Annotated in this window: 22 protein-coding genes and 5 tRNA genes; 21 read left to right on the forward strand and 6 right to left on the reverse strand. The window is 72.3% G+C overall.

Annotation, left to right across the window (positions count from 1 at the left end; all coding sequences use genetic code 11):
* Positions 1 to 296: 296 nt before the first annotated feature.
* The 5 genes from ACFVWU_RS19340 to ACFVWU_RS19360 all read left to right on the forward strand — a co-directional run bounded on the left by ACFVWU_RS19340 (position 297) and on the right by ACFVWU_RS19360 (position 810).
* Positions 297 to 368 (forward strand) — tRNA-Gln (locus tag ACFVWU_RS19340).
* A gap of 47 nt (positions 369 to 415) precedes the next feature.
* Positions 416 to 488: transfer RNA gene (locus ACFVWU_RS19345), tRNA-Glu, on the forward strand.
* Between the two features lie 27 nt (positions 489 to 515).
* Positions 516 to 588, forward strand: a tRNA-Glu gene (locus ACFVWU_RS19350).
* A 25-nt stretch (positions 589 to 613) separates the two neighbouring features.
* Positions 614 to 686, forward strand: a tRNA-Glu gene (locus tag ACFVWU_RS19355).
* 49 nt (positions 687 to 735) lie between these two features.
* Positions 736 to 810: transfer RNA gene (locus tag ACFVWU_RS19360), tRNA-Gln, on the forward strand.
* Between the two features lie 147 nt (positions 811 to 957).
* Here the strand turns inward: ACFVWU_RS19360 and ACFVWU_RS19365 are convergent.
* Entirely contained in the window at positions 958 to 1,671 is a 714-nt protein-coding gene (locus tag ACFVWU_RS19365) for an IclR family transcriptional regulator (RefSeq protein WP_030246527.1), read from the reverse strand.
* Between the two features lie 231 nt (positions 1,672 to 1,902).
* On the opposite strand from ACFVWU_RS19365, the gene leuC reads away from it, so the two are divergent.
* The 4 genes from leuC (at position 1,903) to ACFVWU_RS19385 (ending at position 5,298) form a co-directional block, all read left to right on the forward strand.
* Complete coding sequence (leuC, locus tag ACFVWU_RS19370; RefSeq protein ID WP_387622204.1) at positions 1,903 to 3,324, forward strand: 3-isopropylmalate dehydratase large subunit; 1,422 nt, start codon at positions 1,903 to 1,905, stop codon at positions 3,322 to 3,324.
* Positions 3,325 to 3,327: 3 nt separating this feature from the next.
* Positions 3,328 to 3,924: a 3-isopropylmalate dehydratase small subunit gene (gene leuD, locus ACFVWU_RS19375; protein ID WP_387622207.1), complete on the forward strand. Its 597-nt coding sequence runs from the start codon at positions 3,328 to 3,330 to the stop codon at positions 3,922 to 3,924.
* A 182-nt stretch (positions 3,925 to 4,106) separates the two neighbouring features.
* Positions 4,107 to 4,454 carry a hypothetical protein gene (locus ACFVWU_RS19380; RefSeq protein WP_380612653.1) on the forward strand — a complete coding sequence of 116 codons (348 nt, stop codon included), beginning with the start codon at positions 4,107 to 4,109 and terminating at the stop codon, positions 4,452 to 4,454.
* Between the two features lie 133 nt (positions 4,455 to 4,587).
* On the forward strand, positions 4,588 to 5,298 hold the full coding sequence (locus tag ACFVWU_RS19385) for an HU family DNA-binding protein (protein ID WP_387622210.1): 711 nt from the start codon (positions 4,588 to 4,590) through the stop codon (positions 5,296 to 5,298).
* A 176-nt stretch (positions 5,299 to 5,474) separates the two neighbouring features.
* Here the strand turns inward: ACFVWU_RS19385 and ACFVWU_RS19390 are convergent, their stop codons facing one another.
* Positions 5,475 to 5,699 carry a hypothetical protein gene (locus ACFVWU_RS19390; protein WP_387622213.1) on the reverse strand — a complete coding sequence of 75 codons (225 nt, stop codon included), beginning with the start codon at positions 5,697 to 5,699 and terminating at the stop codon, positions 5,475 to 5,477.
* A gap of 87 nt (positions 5,700 to 5,786) precedes the next feature.
* The gene (cofC, locus tag ACFVWU_RS19395) at positions 5,787 to 6,482 is read right to left on the reverse strand and encodes a 2-phospho-L-lactate guanylyltransferase (RefSeq protein WP_387622215.1); all 696 of its coding nucleotides are present in this window, start codon (positions 6,480 to 6,482) and stop codon (positions 5,787 to 5,789) included.
* A 230-nt stretch (positions 6,483 to 6,712) separates the two neighbouring features.
* Between cofC and ACFVWU_RS19400 the strand changes: the two genes are divergently transcribed.
* The 3 genes from ACFVWU_RS19400 to ACFVWU_RS19410 all read left to right on the forward strand — a co-directional run bounded on the left by ACFVWU_RS19400 (position 6,713) and on the right by ACFVWU_RS19410 (position 9,782).
* Positions 6,713 to 7,546, forward strand: coding sequence for a lysophospholipid acyltransferase family protein (locus tag ACFVWU_RS19400; protein ID WP_387622217.1), 834 nt, complete (start codon positions 6,713 to 6,715; stop codon positions 7,544 to 7,546).
* Between the two features lie 14 nt (positions 7,547 to 7,560).
* Positions 7,561 to 8,544, forward strand: a complete 984-nt coding sequence (locus ACFVWU_RS19405; protein ID WP_387622326.1) for an NAD(P)H-dependent glycerol-3-phosphate dehydrogenase — start codon at positions 7,561 to 7,563, stop codon at positions 8,542 to 8,544.
* 92 nt (positions 8,545 to 8,636) lie between these two features.
* Positions 8,637 to 9,782: a D-alanine--D-alanine ligase family protein gene (locus ACFVWU_RS19410; RefSeq protein WP_387622220.1), complete on the forward strand. Its 1,146-nt coding sequence runs from the start codon at positions 8,637 to 8,639 to the stop codon at positions 9,780 to 9,782.
* A 140-nt stretch (positions 9,783 to 9,922) separates the two neighbouring features.
* Here ACFVWU_RS19410 and ACFVWU_RS19415 read toward each other — a convergent pair whose 3' ends face one another.
* Together ACFVWU_RS19415 and ACFVWU_RS19420 are read right to left on the reverse strand one after the other, a co-directional pair.
* Entirely contained in the window at positions 9,923 to 10,441 is a 519-nt protein-coding gene (locus tag ACFVWU_RS19415; protein WP_387622223.1) for a DUF3515 domain-containing protein, read from the reverse strand.
* 19 nt (positions 10,442 to 10,460) lie between these two features.
* Positions 10,461 to 10,694, reverse strand: coding sequence for an Lrp/AsnC family transcriptional regulator (locus ACFVWU_RS19420; protein ID WP_380612660.1), 234 nt, complete (start codon positions 10,692 to 10,694; stop codon positions 10,461 to 10,463).
* A gap of 198 nt (positions 10,695 to 10,892) precedes the next feature.
* Here ACFVWU_RS19420 and ACFVWU_RS19425 point away from each other — a divergent pair, with 198 nt between their 5' ends.
* From ACFVWU_RS19425 to thiD, 3 genes are all read left to right on the forward strand, one after another.
* On the forward strand, positions 10,893 to 11,858 hold the full coding sequence (locus tag ACFVWU_RS19425) for a thiamine-phosphate kinase (RefSeq protein ID WP_387622227.1): 966 nt from the start codon (positions 10,893 to 10,895) through the stop codon (positions 11,856 to 11,858).
* A 362-nt stretch (positions 11,859 to 12,220) separates the two neighbouring features.
* Positions 12,221 to 13,246 (forward strand): ATP-dependent 6-phosphofructokinase, encoded by a 1,026-nt coding sequence (locus ACFVWU_RS19430; RefSeq protein WP_387622231.1) that lies wholly within the window; start codon positions 12,221 to 12,223, stop codon positions 13,244 to 13,246.
* A 23-nt stretch (positions 13,247 to 13,269) separates the two neighbouring features.
* Entirely contained in the window at positions 13,270 to 14,115 is an 846-nt protein-coding gene (thiD, locus tag ACFVWU_RS19435) for a bifunctional hydroxymethylpyrimidine kinase/phosphomethylpyrimidine kinase (RefSeq protein ID WP_387622233.1), read from the forward strand.
* A 164-nt stretch (positions 14,116 to 14,279) separates the two neighbouring features.
* Here thiD and rpmB read toward each other — a convergent pair whose 3' ends face one another.
* The gene (gene rpmB / locus ACFVWU_RS19440; RefSeq protein WP_014138233.1) at positions 14,280 to 14,465 is read right to left on the reverse strand and encodes a 50S ribosomal protein L28; all 186 of its coding nucleotides are present in this window, start codon (positions 14,463 to 14,465) and stop codon (positions 14,280 to 14,282) included.
* A 282-nt stretch (positions 14,466 to 14,747) separates the two neighbouring features.
* Between rpmB and ACFVWU_RS19445 the strand changes: the two genes are divergently transcribed.
* The 6 genes from ACFVWU_RS19445 (at position 14,748) to ACFVWU_RS19470 (ending at position 22,291) form a co-directional block, all read left to right on the forward strand.
* Positions 14,748 to 16,382, forward strand: a complete 1,635-nt coding sequence (locus ACFVWU_RS19445) for a DAK2 domain-containing protein (protein WP_387622236.1) — start codon at positions 14,748 to 14,750, stop codon at positions 16,380 to 16,382.
* 147 nt (positions 16,383 to 16,529) lie between these two features.
* Positions 16,530 to 18,758, forward strand: a complete 2,229-nt coding sequence (gene recG, locus ACFVWU_RS19450; protein WP_387622239.1) for an ATP-dependent DNA helicase RecG — start codon at positions 16,530 to 16,532, stop codon at positions 18,756 to 18,758.
* Positions 18,759 to 18,863: 105 nt separating this feature from the next.
* Positions 18,864 to 19,397 carry a hypothetical protein gene (locus ACFVWU_RS19455; RefSeq protein ID WP_355674667.1) on the forward strand — a complete coding sequence of 178 codons (534 nt, stop codon included), beginning with the start codon at positions 18,864 to 18,866 and terminating at the stop codon, positions 19,395 to 19,397.
* A gap of 374 nt (positions 19,398 to 19,771) precedes the next feature.
* Entirely contained in the window at positions 19,772 to 20,356 is a 585-nt protein-coding gene (rsmD, locus tag ACFVWU_RS19460) for a 16S rRNA (guanine(966)-N(2))-methyltransferase RsmD (protein ID WP_387622242.1), read from the forward strand.
* Between the two features lie 47 nt (positions 20,357 to 20,403).
* Positions 20,404 to 20,895 carry a pantetheine-phosphate adenylyltransferase gene (gene coaD / locus ACFVWU_RS19465; protein ID WP_387622245.1) on the forward strand — a complete coding sequence of 164 codons (492 nt, stop codon included), beginning with the start codon at positions 20,404 to 20,406 and terminating at the stop codon, positions 20,893 to 20,895.
* Between the two features lie 187 nt (positions 20,896 to 21,082).
* Positions 21,083 to 22,291 (forward strand): cell division initiation protein, encoded by a 1,209-nt coding sequence (locus tag ACFVWU_RS19470; protein WP_387622248.1) that lies wholly within the window; start codon positions 21,083 to 21,085, stop codon positions 22,289 to 22,291.
* Positions 22,292 to 22,414 lie beyond the last annotated feature (123 nt).

The raw sequence follows: 22,414 nt of genomic DNA on the forward strand, positions 1-22,414 counted from the left end.
CCGCCCGCCTGGGCGTTGCCGGGCCCGCCCGGAGGGTTCAACCGCGGGGCTGCCCCCAACTGCCGTTTGTCCGGGGGGGGGCCCCGGCCTTCCGCCGGGCCCGCGGCGCACCCGGAGGTCACCGGACGGCCTCCCCGCCGCTGCCTGCGGTTATCGATTTTGGAGCCGGGGCCGACGTCGGGTAATGTTCTTTCTGCGCCGCCCGGGAGGGAACGGACGAGGGAGCGAAAGCCCCTCGGAAGGGACCGATCGAGAGGCGCAACGCCTGAGAAGGCCCCGCAGGGGTTCAACTCTGGTGGGGTATGGTGTAATTGGCAGCACGACTGATTCTGGTTCAGTTAGTCTAGGTTCGAGTCCTGGTACCCCAGCGCTGTACGATCGGTGACGATCGCACCGCAGGACAAATGAAGATCAAGCCCCCGTTGTGTAGCGGCCTAGCACGCTGCCCTCTCACGGCAGTAGCGCCGGTTCGAATCCGGTCGGGGGTACTGATCCCGCAAGGGATCACCTGGAAAGCCCCCGTTGTGTAGCGGCCTAGCACGCTGCCCTCTCACGGCAGTAGCGCCGGTTCGAATCCGGTCGGGGGTACTGATCCCGCAAGGGATCGCCAGGAGCCCCCGTTGTGTAGCGGCCTAGCACGCTGCCCTCTCACGGCAGTAGCGCCGGTTCGAATCCGGTCGGGGGTACTTCAGAGCAGGAAGCCGATGGGCTCGCCCATCGGCCCTTGCTTTGTGTTGGGGTATGGTGTAATTGGCAGCACGAGTGATTCTGGTTCATTTAGTCTAGGTTCGAGTCCTGGTACCCCAGCCAGAAATTGGAAAGGCCCCGGTTCCGGGGTCTTTTTGTTTTGCACCGGGAAATGCTTTTGAAGGGCCCCGCTCGAATCGGAGCGGGGCCCTTTCGTTTTCGGTGGGGGAGGTGGGGGCGGGGGAAGGGTGGGTGGGGGAGTCGGCCGGGTCAGCTCCGGCGCAGCGCCTCGGTGAGCCGGTTCGCGGCCTCGATGATGGCCTGGGCGTGCAGGCGGCCCGGGTGGCGGGTCAGCCGCTCGATCGGGCCGGAGACGGAGACGGCGGCCACCACGCGGTTGGAGGGGCCGCGGACGGGCGCGGAGACGGACGCGACGCCCGGCTCCCGCTCGCCGATCGACTGGGCCCAGCCGCGCCGCCGGACGCCGCTCAGCGCGGTGGCGGTGAAGCGGGCGCCCTGGAGGCCGCGGTGGAGCCGCTCGGGCTCCTCCCAGGCCAGCAGGACCTGGGCGGCCGAGCCGGCCTTCATCGGCAGGGTGCTGCCGACCGGGACGGTGTCCCGCAGGCCGGAGAGCCGCTCGGCGGCGGCTACGCAGATCCGCATCTCGCCCTGGCGGCGGTAGAGCTGTGCGCTCTCGCCGGTGACGTCGCGCAGGTGGGTCAGGACCGGGCCCGCGGTGGCGAGCAGCCGGTCCTCGCCCGCCGCGGCGGAGAGTTCGGACAGCCGGGGGCCGAGGATGAAGCGCCCCTGCATGTCTCTGGTGACCAGACGGTGGTGTTCGAGTGCGACGGCGAGTCTGTGGGCCGTGGGGCGCGCCAGACCGGTGGCGGCGACCAGCCCCGCCAACGTGGCGGGGCCCGACTCCAGTGCGCTCAGCACCAGAGCGGCCTTGTCGAGAACGCCGACGCCGCTAGTGTTGTCCATGCGCTAAGACTGCAGTCTCATTCCGCGAGACGCAAGTTCAATCTTCCGGGAAAAGCGCCACTCTGGATGCAGCAGCCCGGGAGACATCCAGGATGGGTCCTCGTCAGAGTGTCCGCATCGTGGACAGCGATCCGGCGTGCAGGTTGCGCGAACGCGCCCCGCAGTGGGCGGCGCAAGCGTTTACCCGACGACACGAAAAGGCCGGCAACGCGGCCGGCTGGAGGGAATCCGATGGGACGGACACTCGCAGAGAAGGTCTGGGACGACCACGTCGTGCGGCGCGCGGAGGGCGAGCCCGACCTCCTGTTCATCGACCTGCACCTGCTCCACGAGGTGACCAGCCCGCAGGCCTTCGACGGGCTGCGCCTGGCCGGCCGCAAGGTCCGCCGCACCGATCTGACGATCGCCACCGAGGACCACAACACCCCGACCCTGGACATCGACAAGCCGATCGCCGACCCGGTCTCCCGCGTGCAGCTGGAGACCCTGCGCCGGAACGCGGCCGAGTTCGGCGTCCGGATCCACTCGCTCGGCGACGTCGAGCAGGGCGTGGTGCACGTGGTCGGCCCGCAGCTCGGCCTGACCCAGCCCGGCACCACCGTGGTCTGCGGCGACTCCCACACCTCCACCCACGGCGCCTTCGGCGCGCTGGCGTTCGGCATCGGCACCAGCCAGGTCGAGCACGTGCTGGCCACCCAGACCCTGCCGCTGGCGCCGTTCAAGACCATGGCGATCACCGTCGAGGGCGAACTGCCCGAGGGCGTCACGGCCAAGGACCTGATCCTGGCCGTCATCGCGAAGATCGGCACCGGCGGCGGCCAGGGCTACGTCCTGGAGTACCGCGGTTCGGCGATCCGGAGCCTGTCCATGGAGGCCCGGATGACCGTCTGCAACATGTCCATCGAGGCCGGCGCCCGAGCCGGCATGATCGCCCCGGACGAGACCACCTTCGCCTACCTCGAAGGCCGCCCGCACGCCCCGCAGGGCGAGGACTGGGACGCCGCCGTCGCGTACTGGAAGACCCTGGCCACCGACGAGGACGCGGTCTTCGACCACGAGATCTTCATCGACGCGAGCGAGCTGACCCCGTTCGTCACCTGGGGCACCAACCCCGGCCAGGGCGCCCCGCTGGGCTCCAACGTCCCGAACCCCGCGGACTTCGCCGACCCGCAGGAGCGCCTGGCGGCCGAGAACGCCTTGGCGTACATGGGCCTTGAGGCCGGCACCCCGCTGCGCGAGGTCGCGGTCGACGCCGTCTTCGTCGGCTCCTGCACCAACGGCCGGATCGAGGACCTGCGGGCGGCCGCCGCCGTGCTGGAGGGCCGCAAGGTCGCCGACGGCGTACGGATGCTGGTCGTCCCGGGCTCGGTCCGGGTCGCCCTGCAGGCCGTGGAGGAGGGCCTGGACAAGGTGTTCACCGCCGCCGGGGCCGAATGGCGGCACGCCGGCTGCTCGATGTGCCTGGGCATGAACCCCGACCAACTCGCCCCCGGGGAGCGCTGCGCCTCCACCTCCAACCGCAACTTCGAGGGCCGCCAGGGCAAGGGCGGCCGCACCCACCTGGTCTCCCCGCAGGTCGCCGCCGCGACCGCCGTCCTGGGCCGCCTCGCGTCCCCGTCGGACCTTTCCGCCAACGTCACCGTGGAGGCCTGAGCCATGGAGAAGTTCACCACCCACACCGGCCGGGCCGTCCCGCTGCGCCGCAGCAACGTGGACACCGACCAGATCATTCCGGCCCATTGGCTCAAGAAGGTCACCCGATCCGGTTTCGAGGGCGGGTTGTTCGAGGCCTGGCGCAAGGACGAGTCGTTCATCCTCAACCGGCCCGAGCGCCAGGGCGCCACCGTCCTGGTGGCCGGTCCCGAGTTCGGCACCGGCTCCTCCCGGGAGCACGCCGTCTGGGCGCTGCAGAACTACGGCTTCCACGCGGTGATCTCCTCGCGCTTCGCCGACATCTTCCGCGGCAACTCCCTGAAGAACGGCCTGCTGACCGTCGTACTGCCGCAGGAGACCGTGGAGCGCCTCTGGTCGCTCACCGAGAGTGACCCTTCGGCCGAGATCACCGTTGACCTGGAGAAGCGCGAAGTGCGCGCCGAAGGCGTCACCGCGAGCTTCGAACTGGACGACAACGTGCGCTGGAGGCTGCTCAACGGGCTGGATGACATCAGCATCACGCTGCAGAACGAGGCCGACATCGCGGCCTACGAGGCGACCCGCCCGGCGTTCAAGCCCCGTACTCTGCCGGTCTCCTGAGTTGCCTTCAGAACAAGCATTCTGACGATCCACCGGATGGCCCGCGCTCCCCTCGGGGGGGCCGGGCCATCCGGCGTTCCGGAGCGCGAGTTAGCGCCGAGGCCCGCCCCGGATTGCCCATTTGGCTTTGCGGAAGAGGGCCCCGCGCAAGTACAACTGCGGGTAGATGGCACAATCAGTACATGCACCGGCACCATGAACCTCCGTACGCGGGCGGCGAACCCGCGTCCGAGGAGTCCACGGGCCGGGGATCCGAACGCCGAATTGACGATCGGCCGGACGTCACCTCCGCACCAGCTGAGGGGCCGGACGACCAGGAAGTCGCAGCGCTCTACGCGCTTGTGGCCGAGCGGTTGAAGCAAGCTCACGCCCGCGTGCATGCGCTGAACGTGTCTGCCGATGCAAAGACCGCTCTCACCCGTCAACTGCTCATCGTCACGGAGACCGCCAAGCGCGATCTTCCCGAGGCGGCACGGCGGTTGAGTCGCTTTGTACATGACCTCGACGAGGGGCGCCCGCCGCTCGACTGAGGTCGCGGACGCGCAAATCCATTGCGACACTAGGGTGATTCGCGCGTTTGGTAATTGAAAGTCCGCAGATACATACCTAACGTGCGAAAAGAACGGATGGAATCATCCGGCGCCCGTTTCCGAAGGGGAAGACGTGAACAAGGCTCAGCTTGTCGAAGCGGTGGCCGAGCAGCTGGGCGGTCGCAAGGCTGCCGCAGAGGCCGTCGACGCAGTGCTCGACACCATGGTCCGTGCCGTTGTGGCCGGTGACCGGGTTTCGGTCACCGGTTTCGGCACCTTCGAGAAGGTGGAGCGCTCCGCGCGCTTCGCCCGCAACCCGCAGACCGGCGAGCGGGTCAAGGTCAAGAAGACCTCGGTCCCCCGCTTCCGTCCGGGCCAGGGCTTCAAGGACCTGGTCAGCGGCAGCAAGAAGCTGCCGAAGGAAGGCCCCTCGGTGAAGAAGGCCCCCAAGGGCTCCCTCACCCCGGGCAAGGCCGGCGTCGCCGCCACCCCGGCCGCCAAGCGTGCCGCCACCAAGCGCGCCGCCGCCGCTGCCGCCCCGGCCGCGACCAAGAAGGCCGCCGCCAAGAAGACGGTCACCACGGCTGCCGCCAAGAAGACCACGGCCACCGCCGCGAAGAAGGCGCCCGCCACCAAGAAGGCCACCACCACCGCTGCTGCCGCCAAGAAGACCACGGCGACCGCGACCAAGAAGACGGCCGCCGCGAAGAAGGCGACCACCACCGCCGCCGCCAAGAAGACCACGGCCACCGCCAAGAAGGCGACCGCCACGGCCAAGAAGACGGCTCCGGCGAAGAAGACCGCCACCCGCAAGACCACCGCGCGCAAGACCACTGCCAAGTAAGTCCCGCGCGACTGTCCTCGGACGGCCTTCGGCTCAGAGCCGCGGCACCCCTTCCGCGAATTGCGGGGACCGGGTGGCCGCGGCTCTTTCGTTTTCCGGGCGCTTAGTCAGGATTCGGCGGCGGCCGGTGCCCGATGCGTGGAAAACGCGGGCGCGCGGTCCGAATCCCGGCCCGGTCAGCGTTCGTCGGCCGGGTCGGGGAAGGTCTGGAGGGTCACGAAGACCACCCGGCGGGCCTCGCCGGTGCCCTCGGTGCGGATCCGCACCCGCTGGCCGGGCCGCAGCAGCCGCAGGCCGCCGGCGTCGAAGGCGGCCGCGTCGAACGGCACCGGGGTCCCGTCGTCGAGCAGCACGGAGCCGGCCCGGGTGGCGGGGTCGAAGGTGAACGCGGTGGCCTGCATGCCAGCAGCATAGCGAGCGGGTCCGACAGGCCCCCGGGCCAGGACCCTCGGGAGGGCCTGCGGTCAGGACCGCGGTCGGGACCGCGGTCAGGTCTGCGGGCGGGACCGGCCCAGGCGGGCGATCAGGGCACTGGTGTACGGGCCGAGGCCGAGCCTCGCGGCCTCGCCGAGGTCGCTGCCGGTGTCGACGTCCCGGCGCACCGACTCCACGTCCGCCAGGCGCAGTTCGAGCGCCCCTCCGGCCGCGTGCCGGGCCCGTGAGCCGTCCCCGAAGGCGGGGGAGAGCGGGTGGCCGGGGGCACTGGCGAGCAGGGTGGTGCCGAGGCCGGGGGAGTCCGGCAGGAAGGCCCGGCCGGCCGCCGGCACCGCGCCCAGCACCCGGGCCAGTTCGGCCGGGCGCAGGGCGGGCAGGTCGGCCGAGAGGGCGGCCAGCGGCGCCCGGGGGGCGAGCGCCAGCGCGGCCGAGGCGCCGTGTGTCAGCGCCCGGTTGAGGCCCCCGCCCGGCTCGTCGGCGACGACCAGGGCGCCCAGCGCCGCCAACCGGGCGCCGGCGACGGCGTCCCTGGTGACCACCAGGACCCGGGCCACGCCCGGCGTGGCGAGTGCCGCGGTGACGGTGTCGAGAGCGAAGGACAGGGCCAGGTCCGGCCGGTGCGGCCCGGCGTACGGGGCCAGTCTGCTCTTCGCCAGGGCGAGCGGCTTGAGCGGCAGCACCAGCGACCAGTCGGCAGTGGGTGCGGCGGGCGCGGCGGGCCCGCTGGGGCGTACGGTGTCCTGGGTCATCGGCGTCATTGTGACGCTGGTCCCGGAGCCCTCGCCAGGCCGTCCCAGCTGTGTGGACGTGCGTTTGATCACGACCGTCGGACGGGTTGGGGCGGTCGCTCGACAGCCGGCGAGCGAGCGGGCGAGACTGTTCCGCGCCCGTGGACCGGGCACCGGACAGACCGGTGCGCGGCACCGGGACGCACTGACCGCGGCACCCCACGTGCCGCATGTGATGAGAAGGAGCTGGGGTGGCCCGCCGCTCGTACGCCAAGTTCGGCAATGCCGACTACGGCATCTGGTACCGCTTCGCGGCCGTGCTGGTGAAGCCGGTGACGACCGCCCTGGTGAAGCCCGACTGGCGAGGCTGGGAGCACATTCCGAAGGAAGGCGGCTTCATCGCCGCGGTGAACCACAATTCGATCATCGATCCGGTGGTCTACGCGCACTGGCAGTACAACAGCGGCCGTCCGCCGCGGATTCTCGGTAAGTCCTCGCTGTTCTCGATTCCCTTCATCGGATTCATGCTGCGCAAGACCGGCCAGATTCCGGTGTTCCGCGAGTCCACCGACGCCGCGCAGGCCTTCCGGGCCGCGATCGACGCCGTCAACGGCGGGCAGTGCGTGCAGTTCTACCCGGAGGGAACGCTCACCCGGGACCCGGACCTGTGGCCGATGACCGGCAAGAACGGCGTCGCCCGGGTCGCGCTGATGACGGGTGCGCCGGTCATCCCGGTCGCGCACTGGGGTGCCCACGAGATCATCCCGCCGTACGGCCGGCCCGGTTACGGCAAGGGCAAGTTCAACCTCTTCCCGCGCCACAAGGTCACCGTCGCGGCCGGGCCCGCGGTGGACCTCAGCAGGTACGAGGGCCAGGAGCTGACCGCCCAGGTGCTCTCCGACGCGACCGAGGACATCATGACGGCGATCACCGCCGTGCTGGCCGACATCCGCGGCGAGGAGCCGCCGGCCGAGCGCTACGACATGCGCAAGGCCGCCCGCGAGCGGGCCGCCGCCGCGGTGGCCGAGCGCCGCCGGGCCAAGGGCGCCAGGAACGACAACGACGGTGAGGGGACGGGCCGGTGACCCGCTGCGCAGTGATGGGGACCGGGTCCTGGGGCACCGCCTTCGCGATGGTGCTGGCGGACGCGGGATGCGAGGTCGTGCTGTGGGCGCGCCGCCAGGAGCTGGTGGACGCCGTCAACAGCACCCACGAGAACCCGGACTACCTGCCGGGCGTCCGGCTGCCCGACACCGTCCGGGCCACCACCGACGCCGCCGAGGCGCTGGCCGGTGCCGACTTCGCGGTGCTGGTGGTGCCCTCGCAGACGCTGCGTGACAACCTGGCGGCCTGGGCGCCGCTGATCGAGCCGCAGACCGTGCTGGTGAGCCTGATGAAGGGCATCGAACTCGGCACCGCCAAGCGGATGAGCGAGGTGATCGACGAGGTCACCAAGGTCGGTCCGGAGCGCGTCGCGGTGGTCAGCGGGCCCAACCTCGCCAAGGAGATCGCCAACCGGCAGCCCGCCGCCAGTGTGGTCGCCTGCACCGACGAGGCGGTCGCCAAGCGGCTCCAGGCGGCCTGCCACACGCCGTACTTCCGGCCGTACACCAACACCGACGTGATCGGCTGCGAACTCGGCGGCGCCGTCAAGAACGTGATCGGCCTGGCCGTCGGCATGGCGGCCGGCATGGGGCTCGGCGACAACACCAAGGCGACCCTGATCACCCGCGGGCTGGCCGAGACCACCCGGCTCGGCGAGGTGCTGGGCGCCGACCCGCACACCTTCGCCGGGCTCGCCGGGATGGGCGACCTGGTCGCCACCTGCTCCTCGCCGCTGTCGCGCAACAACACCTTCGGCATGAACCTGGGCCGCGGCATGTCGCTGGCCGAGACCATCGCGGCCACCCGGCAGACCGCGGAGGGCGTCAAGTCCTGTGAGTCGGTGCTGGACCTGGCCCGGCGCAGCGGGGTCGACATGCCGATCGTCGAGGCCGTGGTGGACGTGGTGCACAACGGGCGGCCCACCCAGGAGGCGCTGCAGACGCTGATGTCCCGCTCGGCCAAGGCGGAGCGGCGCTGAGGGCTCCGGGACTCCCCGGGCCGGCGCTGCGGGGCCCGTCGGGCGACCGTTGACTTCCCGGAAACACCTCGCACGGTAGTCTCAAACCCGATATGAGCATCGAACAGTCCTCCCCGAACCCGTCCGCCCGCAAGCCGCGCGTCGCGCTGGTCTTCGGCGGCCGCAGCTCCGAGCACGCCATCTCGGTCTCCACCGCGGGCAGTGTGCTCAGGGCGATCGACCGCGACAAGTACGACGTGCTGCCGATCGGCATCACGCACGAGGGCCGCTGGGCGCTGACCAGTGACGAGCCGGCCCGGATGGCCATCACCGACGGCAGGCTGCCGGACGTGGCGCACGTCGCCGAGTCCGTGGACGGGCAGGTCGCGCTGCCCGCCGCCCCGGGCAACCGGGAAGTGGTCCTCAGCGAGCCGGGAAGCGCCCCCAAGGCCCTCGGCGAGGTCGACGTGGTGTTCCCGCTGCTGCACGGCCCGTGGGGCGAGGACGGCACCCTGCAGGGCCTGCTGGAGCTCTCCGGCGTCCCGTACGTGGGCAACGGCGTGCTGGCCAGCGCCGCCGGCATGGACAAGGAGTTCGCCAAGCGGATCCTGGCCTCGCACGGTCTGAACGTCGGCAGCTACACCATCGTGCGGCCGCGGGACTGGGAGACCGAGCAGGGCCGCGCGGCCGTGCGCGAGCGCGCCGCCGGGCTCGGCCTGCCGCTGTTCGTGAAGCCCTGCCGGGCCGGCTCCAGCATCGGCATCACCAAGGTCGGCGACCTCGCCGAGCTGGACGCCGCGATCGAGGAAGCCCGCCGGCACGACCCCAAGCTGATCATCGAGGCCGGTGTCTCCGGCCGCGAGATCGAGTGCGGCGTGCTGGAGTTCGAGGACGGCCCGCGGGCCAGCGTCCCGGCCGAGGTGCTGGTCGGTGAGGGCTTCGACTTCTACGACTTCGAGGCCAAGTACATCGACTCCTCCGAGGTGCAGATCCCGGCGCGGCTGACCGCCGAGGAGACCGCCGAGATCCAGCGCCAGGCCGTGATCGCGTTCGAGGCCTTCGGCTGCGAGGGCCTGGCCCGGGTGGACTTCTTCCTGCTGGCGGACGGCACCTGGATGATCAACGAGATCAACACCATGCCGGGCTTCACCCCGATCTCCGCCTACCCGAAGATGTGGGAGGCCAGCGGGGTCGCGTACGCGGAGCTGATCGACCGGCTGCTGGCGTCGGCGCTGCGCCGCTCGACCGGACTGCGGTAGTCGTACGGACGGCACGAGGGCGGGCCGGGATGCTCCTGGCCCGCTCTGTGCTGGTCGCCCGCTCGCCTCCGGGGCTGTGACTCGCCCGCTCGCCTCCGTGGGGCGGCTCGGGGCGGGACAGCGTGGTCGGGGCGGGGACCTCAGCCCGGGATCTCGGCGTTCACCAGGCTGCTCAGGGCGGCTGCCGGATCGAAGGGGTTCTGCGCGGCGCCGGCCGGGACGGTCACCTCGACGTAGGCGGCGCGCATGGTCGTCACGAAGCGGTAGCCGCCGTCGGAGAGCTTCTGCGACCACCAGGTGACGTCGTCGGCGGTCGGGGACCAGTCCGCGGCGTGCTCGCCGTCCAGTTCCTCCGGCCGGTCGATGCCGCAGCGCAGCACCGTCCGGGGCGAGCTGCCCCAGGCCGCCGTGTACGGGGACGCGGGCGACGGGTCCTTCCGGGCGTGCCCGAGCAGCTCCTGCGGCAGCGCGGCGGAGAGCGCGCGGCAGTAGTCCGCGGCCTTCCCGCTCGGCCGCGGAACCTCGACCTGGGCGTCGGCCGAACTCCAGCTGCCGATCAGCACCACGACCGTGCAGGTCAGTGCGACCGGCACGGCCAGCCAGCGGACCGGCGCCGGAAGCGCGGTCAGCGCCTTGGGGATGCGGAGTTCTCTGGCCACCCGCCGATGGTAGCCGGGGCTACAGGTGAACCACCGGACAGGTGAGGGTGCGGGTGATGCCCTCGACCTTCTGCACGTTGGCGACGACCATGCGGCCAAGGTCGTCCACGGTGTCGGCCTCGGCCTTGACGATCACGTCGTACGGGCCGGTGACGTCCTCGGCGGTGAGCACTCCGGGGATCTCGCCGATCGTGTCGGCCACGGCGCTGGCCTTTCCGACCTCGGTCTGGATCAGGATGTATGCCTGTACCACGGGTGCCTCCCGGCGGCCGGTTACGGGGGTCGCCGCCGTGATCGCCCGGTCGGGCACAGGGGTGGGAACGGGTTCACCGGCAGACTGATCACCACGCTACCGTGCAGCGGACCGGGGAGGGGAGACTTCCGCACCCTCGAAGGGCGTACGCTGCGCGCGGGGGAGCCATACCCGGATGGAAACGCGAGAGGACGGCAGATGCAGGGGACCGTGGGCGAGCTGGGCGAGTTCGGCCTCATCAGGGAGCTGACCGCCCGGGTACCGCTCACCGACGCGGTCGACCTCGGTCCCGGGGACGACGCCGCGGTGGTGAAGGCTCCGGACGGCCGGGTGGTGGCCACCACGGACGTCCTGATCGAGAACCGGCACTTCCGCCGGGACTGGTCCACCGCCTACGACGTGGGCCGCAAGGCCGCCGCCCAGAACCTCGCCGACGTGGCCGCGATGGGCGCGGTGCCGACGGCGATACTGCTCGGCCTGGTCGCTCCCGCCGACCTGCCGACCACCTGGGCCACCGAGTTGATGGACGGGCTGCGCGACGAGTGCCAGGTGGCCGGGGCGACGGTGGTCGGCGGCGACGTGGTGCGCGGCGACACCGTCACGCTGGCCATCACGGCGCTCGGCGACCTCCAGGGGCGCGCGGCGGTGACGCGCTCCGGCGCCCAGGTCGGCGACGTGGTCGCGGTGACCGGCTGGCTCGGCTGGTCGGCCGCCGGACTGACCGTGCTGCAGCGCGGCTTCCGCTCCCCGCGCGCCTTCGTCGAGGCGCACCGCCGGCCCGAGCCGCCGTACCACGCGGGCCCGGCCGCCGCCGAGTTGGGCGCGACGTCGATGATCGACGTGAGCGACGGGCTGGTCGCCGACCTCGGCCACGTGGCCCGGGCCAGCGACGTGGACATCGACCTCAAGGCCGCCGACTTCGACGTCCCGGCGCAGATGGCCGACATCGGCCAGGCGGTCGGGGTGGACCCGCTGGTCTGGGTGCTGTCCGGCGGCGAGGACCACGCGATCGTGGCCACCTTCCCGCGCGGGGTCCAACTCCCGGCCCGCTGGCGGGTGGTGGGCGAGGTGACCGGTCGTCCGCGGGGCTCGCGCAGCGGCCGGGTGACGGTGGACGGCGCGCCCTGGGACCGGGTCGGCGGCTGGGACCACTTCGCCGAGTGAGCGCTGTTCGCCCGCGCTGTTATTCGCCCGCTCGCCTCCGGGGCGCTCTTGTCCCGGTGCCGACGGTCGGCGGGCACTGCGCCACCTCCTTCGTCGGCGGCTTGGCCCTTCTCCCTTTCGGCACCGGCGCGCCCCTTCGGCTCGGGGCTGTGACTCGCCCGCTCGCCTCCGGGGCGCGGCGGGCTCGCCGATCGGCGTACGGAGTACGGCCGATGGGCGTTGGACACCGGTACGGCACGTGACGCTCCGGGCGTGCGGCGGACGGGCTTCGGGGGTGCGTTTTGCGTAGGCTTGCGGCATCCGAGCCCGCCCGCCGTCCCTCGCGGGTGGTCCGAACCACTGCGAGCGGGAGCACACCACACATGCGCATCGGTGTACTGACCAGCGGCGGCGACTGCCCCGGCCTCAACGCGGTGATCAGATCGGTGGTGCACCGGGGAACGGACGTCCACGGGGACGAGATCGTCGGCATCGAGGACGGTTTCCTCGGCCTGATCGAGGGCCGCACCCGGCCGGTCTCGCACGACGACGTCACTGGCCTGCTCACCCTCGGCGGCACCATCCTGGGCTCGGCCCGGGTACGGCGGGAGCGGATCGCCTGGGCGGTGGAGAACGCGCGGACGCTGGCCCGGGACATCGGCATCGACGCGCTGATCGCGATCGGCGGCGAGGGAACGCTCACCGCGGCCAAGCTGTTCAGCGACGCCGGGCTGCCGGTGGTCGCGGTGCCGAAGACCATCGACAACGACATCGAGGCCACCGACGTCACCTTCGGCTTCGACACCGCGGTGCACGTCGCGACCGAGGCGATCGACCGGCTGAAGACCACCGCCGAGTCCCACCAGCGCGTCATGGTGGTCGAGTTGATGGGCCGGCACACCGGCTGGATCACCCTGACCGCGGGCATGGCCGGCGGTGCGCACGGCATCCTGATCCCGGAGAAGCCCTTCGACATCGAGGTGGTGGCCCGGATGGTCGACGACCGTTTCGCCCGCGGCAAGAAGTTCGCCATCATCGCCGTCGCCGAGGGCGCGGCCCCGCAGCCCGGCACCATGCGCTTCGACCACGGCGAGGTCGACCAGTTCGGGCACCGCACCTTCGGCGGGATCGGCAACCGGCTCGCCCACGAGCTGGAGAACCTGCTCGGCAAGGAGGCCCGCCCGGTCATCCTCGGCCACGTCCAGCGCGGCGGCACCCCGACCGCCCGGGACCGGGTGCTCGCCTCGCGCTTCGGTTGGCACGCGGTGGAGGCCGTCCACCAGGGCGCCTTCGGGCACTTCACCGCGCTGCGCCGGACCAACATCGAGCTGGTGCCGATCGGTGACGCGGTGACCCGGCTGAAGACGGTGCCGGAGGACCGCTGGGCGGAGTCCGAGGCGGTGCTCTGAATCCTCAGGGGTAGGTTGACCTCATGTCCCTCCCGTCTCCCACCCCCGCCCCCGGTCGACGCGGTTCGCGCGGCCCCTCCGATGCGCCACCCCGCGTCCTCACGATCGCCGGCTCCGACTCCGGTGGCGGCGCCGGCATCCAGGCCGACCTCAAGGCGATGCTCGCCCTCGGCGTCCACGGCATGAGCGTGATCACCGCCGTCACCGCGCAGAACTCGCTCGGCGTCCAGGGCTACTGGGAGCTGCCCGCCGAAGCCGTGCGGGCGCAGTTCCGCAGCGTGGTGGACGACATCGGGGTGCAGGCCGTGAAGACCGGCATGCTCGCCTCGATCGAACTGGTCGAGACCGTCTCCGAGCTGCTGTCCGGGGTGGCCGCCCCGGTGGTGGTCGACCCGGTCGGCGTCTCCAAGCACGGGGACGCGCTGCTGGCCGCCGAGGCGGTGGCCACCGTCCGGGAGAAGCTGCTGCCGGTCGCCACCGTGGTCACCCCCAACCTGCACGAGGTGACCCAGCTCACCGGCCGGACGGTCGAGGACGAGTCGCAGATGCTGGACGCCGCCCGGGCGCTCGTCGACCTCGGGCCGCGCTGGGCGCTGGTCAAGGGCGGCCACCTGGAGGGCGAGGCCGCCGACCTGCTGTACGGCGGGCCGGACGAGGTGCACTGGTACCGCGCGCCGCGCTACGACAACCGGCACACCCACGGCACCGGCTGCACCCTGGCCAGCTCGATCGCGGCCGGCCTGGCCAAGGGCGAGTCGCTGCCCGAGGCGGTGGGCTCGGCCAAGGAGTACATCACCGGCGCGATCGCCGGAGGCTTCGCACTCGGCGCCGGGATCGGCCCGGTCGACCATGCCTGGCGCTGGCGCTAGCCGTCAGCCGCAGAGCAGTGCCGGAAAGCAGTGGTGGGCGGGCCCCCGCGGGAGCCCGCCCACCACGGTCACGTCCGGAAAGCCTGACCGGTCCCGGAAACAGCGAAGCCGGCCCATCCGAGGATGAACCGGCTCACTGGAGGACCGGCATGCCGGTCTGCGCGTCAGCGCGAGACCTTACCGGCCTTGATGCACGAGGTGCAGACGTTGAGCCGCTTCGGCGTCCGCCCAATCACAGCGCGCACCGTCTGGATGTTGGGGTTCCAACGACGGGGGGTACGGCGGTGAGAGTGGGAGATGCTGTTGCCGAAGCCCGGCCCCTTGCCGCAGACGTCGCAGTTGGCAGCCACAGGAGTCACTCCAAGACTTCAGATCAGTTACTTTCGAAAACCCCGCCCACCCACCGGAGCACTCGCGTGAACCAGACCGGACAAGGGGGTGAGCCTGGACGGTTCCAGGCAACCGGAAGAGCATACAACGCTTGCTTCCGTCCCACGAAACTACCATGACCGGCTGAGTGATCGCTCCTGTCGCCGGTCCGGGCGACCCCGCCCGGCCCCCGATAACCTGCCGGTATCACCCCATGCCGCTGCCCGTCAGGCCATATCGGCGTTCCATCCGGAGGAGACCTGGTGCTGCACACGCTCGACGCCCCGGCCGTGCGCACCTGGTGCCAGCTCGCCCTGCGCGCGCTCGGCCAGGCCCGCGAGGAGATCGACGCGCTCAACGTCTATCCCGTCCCGGACGGCGACACCGGCACCAACCTCTACCTGACCGTCGAGTCCGCCGCCGCCGAGGTGGAGAGCCGCTTCGCCGACCCCGCCGCCGACCCGGCCCCCGGACTGGCCGACGCGGTCCGGGCGATGGCCCGCGGCGCCCTGGTCGGCGCCCGCGGCAACTCCGGGGTGATCCTCGCCCAGTGGCTGCGCGGCACCGCCGAGACGCTCGCCGACGGCGGCGGCGCCGAACAGCTGAGGGCCGCCCTCCAGCGGGCCGCCGACTCCGCCTACCAGGCCGTCGCCGAGCCCGTCGAGGGCACCCTGCTGACCGTCGCCCGGGTCGCCGCCCGGGAGGCCGTCCGGGCCGGGGACGGGCTCGCGCAGGTCGCCGACACCGCCTACCGGGCCGCCCGGGACGCGCTGCGGCACACCCCCGAGCAGCTCGCCGTACTGGCCGAGAACGGCGTGGTGGACGCCGGCGGGCGCGGCCTGGTGGCCGTGCTCGGCGCGCTCGCCGACGCCGTCGCCGGGCAGCAGCCGATGGGGCCGGTCGCGTTGCGCGGGGACGTCCGGGCCGTCGAGACCTGCGAGGTCCACCTGCGGCCGCCCGGCCCTGGCCACCCCGCCTTCGAGGTCATCTACCTGCTGGACGCCCCCGACCAGGCGCTGCCCGCGCTGCGCGAGCGGCTCGGCGCGCTCGGCGACTCCCTGGTGATCGGCGGCGGCGACGGCCTGTGGAACGTGCACGTCCACGTGGACGACGCGGGCGCCGCCGTGGAGGCCGGCGTCCGGGCCGGGCGCCCGCACCAGATCCGGATCACCCACTTCGCCGAGGCCGCCGCCCGGGCCGGCAGCACCGCCGCCGAGCGCGGCGAGCGCGAGGAGCGGGCCCGCGCGGTGCTCTGCGTGGTCTCCGGCGAGGGCCTGGCCGAACTGTGCGAGCAGGCCGGCGCCGTCGCCCTGCCCACCGACCCGGACCGCCGTCCGGCCAGCGCCGAACTCGCCGCCGCGGTCCGCCGCTCGGCCGCCCGCGAGGTGGTGCTGCTGCTCAACGACCCCGAACTGCGCGCCGCCGCCGGGGCCGCCGCCGACCAGCTGCGCGAGGAGGGCGTGCGGATCGCCGTCCTGCCCACCCGCTCGCCGGTCCAGGGGCTCGCGGCGCTCGCGGTGCACGAGGGCGGCCGCCGCTTCGACGAGGACGTGGTCGCCATGACCTCCGCCGCCGGTGCCACCCGGTACGCCGAACTCGCCGTCGCCGAGGGGGAGTCCTGGACCATGGCCGGGGTCTGCCAGGCCGGGGACGTGCTCGGCCTGATCGACGGCGACGTCGCGGTGATCGGCGGCGCACTGGCCGAGGTCGGCGAGAGCGTGCTGGACCGGATGCTCGGCGCCGGCGGCGAACTCGTCACCCTGATCCTCGGCGAGGGCGCCGACCGGACGCTCGCCGACCGGCTGGTCGCGCACGTGCGCCACCAGCGGCCGGAGGTGGACGCGGTGGTCTTCCACGGCGGGCAGGAGTCCACGCCCCTGCTCATCGGCGTGGAGTGAGTCGCCGCCCCGAGCCGAAGGGGTGCGCCGGGATTCCCGCCCCGGGCTGAAGGGGCGCGCCGGGATTCCCGCCCCGAGCGTCTTAGAGGCGAGCGGGCGAATCACAGTGACCCGGTTTGTCGGTCCCGTGGTGTAAACAGGGGCCTGATGGGCGCTCTCGATGAACCACTGACCAAGCTCGTCGGCGACCGCACCGCGAAGGTGCTCGCCGACAGCCTCAAGCTGCGCACGGTCGGGGACCTGCTGCACCACTACCCCCGCCGGTACGTCGAACGCGGCCAGCTCACCAGCCTGGACGAGCTGGAGATCGACGAGCACGTCACCGTGCTGGCCCGGATCGAGAAGGTCACGCTCATCCCGTTCCGCGGCCGCAAGGGCGACCGCCTGGAGGTCGTGGTCACCGACGGCCGCAGCCGGCTCTCCCTGGTCTTCTTCAACCAGGGCTGGCGGCAGAAGGAGCTCAAGGCCGGCGCCCAGGGCCTGTTCGCGGGCAAGGTCGGCGTCTTCAACCGCAGCCGCCAACTGGTCTCGCCCGACTACCAACTGCTCGACGAGGACGCCGGGTCCGATGCCGCCCGGCAGTTCGCCGGCCGGCTCATCCCGGTCTACGGCGCCAGCGCGCAGATGCCCAGCTGGAAGCTGTCGATCTGCATCGAGACCGCGCTCACCAAGCACCTCGGCGACGTCGGCGAACCGCTGCCCGCCGAACTGCGCGAGCGGCATGACCTGATCCCGCTGCCCGAGGCGCTGGAGCTGATCCACCGCCCGCGCAGCCAGGCCGACCGCGAGCGCGCCCAGAGCCGGCTGCGCTGGGACGAGGCCTTCGTGCTGCAGGTCGCCCTCGCCCAGCGCCGCGCCGCCGACTCCGCCCTGCCCGCCAAGCCGCGCAAGGCCCGCGAGGGCGGCCTGCTGGACGCCTTCGACGCCCGGCTGCCGTTCACCCTCACCGAGGGCCAGCAGAAGGTGTCCGGCGAGATCGCCGCCGACCTGGCGACCGAGCACCCGATGCACCGCCTGCTCCAGGGCGAGGTCGGCTCGGGAAAAACCTTGGTCGCGCTTCGCGCGATGCTCGCCGTGGTGGACGCGGGCGGCCAGGCCGTCCTGCTCGCGCCCACCGAGGTGCTGGCCCAGCAGCACCACCGCTCGATCGTCGAGATGATGGGGGACCTGGCCGAGGGCGGCATGCTCGGCGGCTCCGACCTCGGCACCCGGGTGGTGCTGCTGACCGGCTCGATGGGCGTCCCCGCCCGTCGGCAGGCGCTGCTCGACATGGCCTGCGGGGACGCCGGGATCGCCATCGGCACCCACGCGCTGATCGAGGACAAGGTCCAGTTCCAGGACCTCGGCCTGGTCGTGGTGGACGAGCAGCACCGCTTCGGCGTCGAGCAGCGGGACGCGCTGCGCGCCAAGGGCGAGCAGCCGCCGCACCTGCTGGTGATGACCGCCACCCCGATCCCGCGCACCGTCGCGATGACCGTCTTCGGCGATCTGGAGACCTCCGTCCTGGACCAGCTCCCGGCCGGGCGCTCGCCGATCTCCACCCACGTCGTCCCCGCGCTGGAGAAGCCCAACTTCCTCACCCGGGCCTGGGAACGGGTCCGCGAGGAGGTCGCCAAGGGCCACCAGGCGTACGTGGTCTGCCCCCGGATCGGGGACGAGGAGCCCGCGGCCGCCACGAAGGGCGAGTCGAAGAAGAAGCGCAAGGCGGCCGAGGAGGACTTCGAGGAGGTCGCCGACATCGGCGCCGCCAGTGACGAACGGCGGCCGCCGCTCTCGGTGGTGGAGACCGCCGAGAAGCTCGTCGAGGGTCCGCTGAGCGGCCTGCGGGTGGAGATCCTGCACGGCCGGCTCGCCCCGGAGGCCAAGGACGAGGTGATGCGCCGGTTCGCGGCCGGGGAGGTGGACGTGCTGGTCGCCACCACGGTCATCGAGGTCGGCGTCAACGTCCCCAACTCCACCGTGATGGTCATCATGGACGCCGACCGCTTCGGCGTCTCCCAACTCCACCAGCTGCGCGGCCGGGTCGGCCGTGGCAGCGCGGCGGGCCTGTGCCTGCTGGTCAGCGACATGCCCGGGGGCAGCGCCGCCCGGGCCCGGCTGGACGCGGTGGCCGGCACCCTGGACGGCTTCGAGCTGTCCCGGATCGACCTCGAACAGCGCCGCGAGGGCGACGTGCTGGGCCAGGCGCAGTCCGGGGTGAAGTCCTCGCTCAAGGTGCTCTCGGTGCTGGAGGACGAGGAGGTCATCCTCACCGCTCGGACCGAGGCCACCCGGCTGGTCGCCGAGGACCCGGACCTCGCCGCCCACCCGGAGCTGCGCACCGCGCTGGAGAGCCTGCTCGACGAGGACCGCGCGGCCTACATGGAGAAGGGCTGAGCGGGCCCTCGGAGAGGCCGGACTGTCAGACCCCCGCGAGAGAATGAAGGTGTTCAGGGCGCACCCTCAAGGTGCGTACCTGGCACGACACTTGGGGGTCCTGCCATGGCATTCCGTCATCTCAACGAGCTCCCGCTCGGCGACAAGGTCTTCCGGATCGAACTCGCCAGCGACGACGACCGCGAGGTCACCCTCACCCTGACCGGCTGGCGCGAGGGGGCGGCCGCCGCGCCGCTCGCCTCGGGCAAGCTCCGCCTGCCGGTCGAGGACGTCGCCTCGCTGCGGATCGCGCTCAACCGCGCGCTGCGGGCGCTGGCGATCGTCGCCGACGTCTCCGAGCCCATCCCCGACCGCGACGTGCTGCGCGAGCTGTACCCGGGGCACGGTGCCCCCTGGGTGCCGCAGCACGAGGAGGAACTGGTCCGGCGCTTCCACGACGGCGAGACCGTCGCCCGGATCGCCGCCCGCTTCGGCCGTACGCCCGACTCCGTCCGGACCAAGCTGCGCGAGCTCGGGCACGACCCGCGCCGCCCCGAGTTCTGCCCGCCCGACGGCTGCCTGTCCTGGTCCCGCTACGCCTCGCCGGCCCTGCTCGGTGCGGCGGTCCCGGCCCAGTCGGCGGGTTCCGAGGCGAGCTGACCGCCCTGGTGTGCGGGTGCGGTCCGTCGGGCCGCACCCGCTCGGCGTGAGCGCGGCGGGGTGACTCGCCACTCGCCCGCTCGCCACTGTGACTCGCCCGCTCGCCTCCGGGGCGCTCTGGCCCGGTGCCGACGGTCGGCGCTCCGGCGCTCCTTCGTCGCTTGTCGCTTCTCCCTTTCGGTACCGGCGCGCCCCTTCGGCTCGGGGCTGTGCTGGTCGCCCGCTCGCCTCCGGGGCGCTCTGGCCCGGTGCCGACGGTCGGCGCTCCGGCGCTCCTTCGCCGCTTGTCGCTTCTCCCTTTCGGTACCGGCGCGCCCCTTCGGCTCGGGGCGGGATAGCGTGGTCGGGCAGCGACGAAAGGACCCTTCACCACCATGACCCGCGTGATCGCCGGGTCGGCCGGCGGCCGCCGGCTGGCCGTACCGCCCGGCCGGGGCACCCGCCCGACCTCCGACAAGGCCCGGGAGGCGATGTTCTCCACCCTGGAGGCGTTTCGCGGCACCCTGCACGGGGCCCGGATGCTGGACCTGTTCGGCGGATCGGGCGCGGTCGGCCTGGAGGCCCTGTCGCGCGGGGCCGAGCACGTCCTGCTGGTCGAGGCGGACGGACAGGCGGCCCGGGTGATCCGGGAGAACGTCCGCACCATCGGGCTGCCGGGCGCCGAGGTGCGGGCCGCCAAGGCGGAGAAGGTGATCGTCGGCCCGCCCCCGCAGACCCCCTATGACCTGGTGTTCCTCGATCCGCCGTACGCCGTGACGGACGGGGAGCTGCGGGAGATGCTGATCACACTGTTGGCTGGGGGCTGGCTCGCGGAGGACGCACTCGTCACCGTGGAGCGCAGCACCCGTGGCGGCGAGTTCGGCTGGCCCGAGGGCTTCGAGGTGCTGCGCTCCCGCCGCTACGGCGAGGGCACGCTCTGGTACGGTCGCGCCGCCGCCGAGGCCAGCGACCACGAGTAGCGGGCCGCGGCCCGCAGCAGCCGTCACCCCACGAGGGAGCACACGCCATGCGCCGAGCCGTCTGTCCCGGTTCGTTCGACCCGATCCACAACGGCCACCTCGACATCATCGAGCGCGCCTCGAAGCTGTACGACGTGGTCCATGTCGCGGTCCTGGTCAACCCGAACAAGCAGGGCATGTTCACCATCGGGGAGCGGATCGGCCTGATCGAGGACGTCACCGCGGAGTTCGGCAACGTGGTGGTCGAGTCGCACCAGGGGTTGCTGGTGGACTACTGCCGGGAGCGCGGCATCCCGGCGATCGTCAAGGGCCTGCGCGCGGTCAGCGACTTCGACTACGAGCTGCAGATGGCGCACATGAACAACGGCCTGACCGGCGTGGAGACGCTGTTCCTGCCGACCTCGCCGACCTACAGCTTCCTCTCCTCGACGCTGGTCAAGGAGGTGGCCTCGTACGGCGGCGACGTCTCGCACCTGCTGCCGGAGACGGTGCACCGCCGGCTGGTCGAGCGGATCGCGGAGCGCAAGGCGGAGCAGTAGTCCACCGCAAGTCCGTTTCTGCCGGTTCGTCACGGATTGTCCGAGGTGGCGGAGGCCGGTTCGGCTCAGGCGTTGTGAGCTCGCCGCGCGGGGGCCGTACAGTCTGTATCCCTGCCCCGCGGTGAGGTACGCCGCACCGGGCCTGCCTCCGCCGGACCGTCGGCGGCACACGGAAAGACGAAGCCCCGTGGACGTGCAGAACAAGGTCGACGAGATCGTGGCGGCGGTCGAGAACGCCCGCTCGATGCCGATGTCGGCCTCCTGCGTGGTGAACCGGGCCGAGCTGATCGGCCTGCTCAACGACCTCAAGGCGGCCCTGCCCGCCGAACTCGCCCAGGCGCAGTCGGTGATGGCCGACCACGAGCAGGTGGTGGCGGACGCCGAGGCCGAGGCCGATCGGATCATCCAGGGCGCGCACGCCGAGCGCGGCTCGCTCATCTCGGACACCGAGGTGGTCCGCCGGGCGCAGGCCGAGGCGGACCGGATCCTGGCCGAGGCCCGGGGCGAGGTCGAGGCCAAGCGGGCCGAGGCGGACGACTACGTGGACAGCAAGCTGGCCAACTTCGAGGTCGTGCTGACCAAGACGCTCGGCGCGGTCGGCCGCGGCCGGACCAAGCTGCGCGGCGACTCCGGCGTCTTCGAGGCCGACCACGAGGGCGAGACCGACGGCGAGGAGTTCCAGCCGCAGCGGATCAGCCCGAGCCCCGAGGTCGACGAGTACGTCGATGTGAAGCTCGCCACGCTGGAGAACGTGCTCGGCGCCACCCTGGAGGCGGTCGGCAAGGGCCGCGACAAGCTCCTCGGCAAGCGGCCGATCGACGAGCTGGGCGCCTACCTGGCCGCCGCCGACGAGGCGCAGCAGGCCAAGGAGCGGGCCGAGGCGGTGGCCGCCGGCTTCGCCGCGGACGCCGACGGCGACGACATCGCCTGGTACCGCGAGGACGTCCCGCAGCAGCAGACCTGGCCCGAGCAGACCCCGGCCGCGGCCGGCTGGCAGGACTCCGGCGCCGACCAGTACGCGGCCGCCGCCCACCAGCAGGGCGGGCAGTACGCCGAGGTGTACGGGGGCGGCTTCGACCCGGCCGGCCAGGGCGACCCGTACAGCACCCAGTGGGGCCACCAGCAGCAGGGCGGCTACCCGCAACAGCCCGGCTACCAGGACCAGCAGCAGGGCGGCGCCTACGGGTATCCCCAGCAGCAGGACGGCTACGGGGCCCAGCCGTACGACGGCTACACCTACCCGCAGCAGCAGGCTCTGCCCCCGGCCGTGCCGCACCACCAGCAGCCCGCCCTGCCCCCGGCGGTGCCGCACCAGCAGCAGGGCCTGGACGAGACCAGCTTCTTCGACACCAGCATGATCGACATGACCCGGCTGCGGGAGCTCGGCGGCCGCTGAGCCGGTCCCCGGCGGGGCTGCCGGGAGTCTCCTGACGGGACCGAAGTTGGGCCTGGCGGGAGACTCCGGTAGTCTGACCACTCCGGCATCCCCATGTCCGGCCGTCGGCTTGCCCTCGCAACG

Source organism: Kitasatospora sp. NPDC058190 (assembly GCF_042883685.1).
GTDB lineage: Bacteria > Actinomycetota > Actinomycetes > Streptomycetales > Streptomycetaceae > Kitasatospora.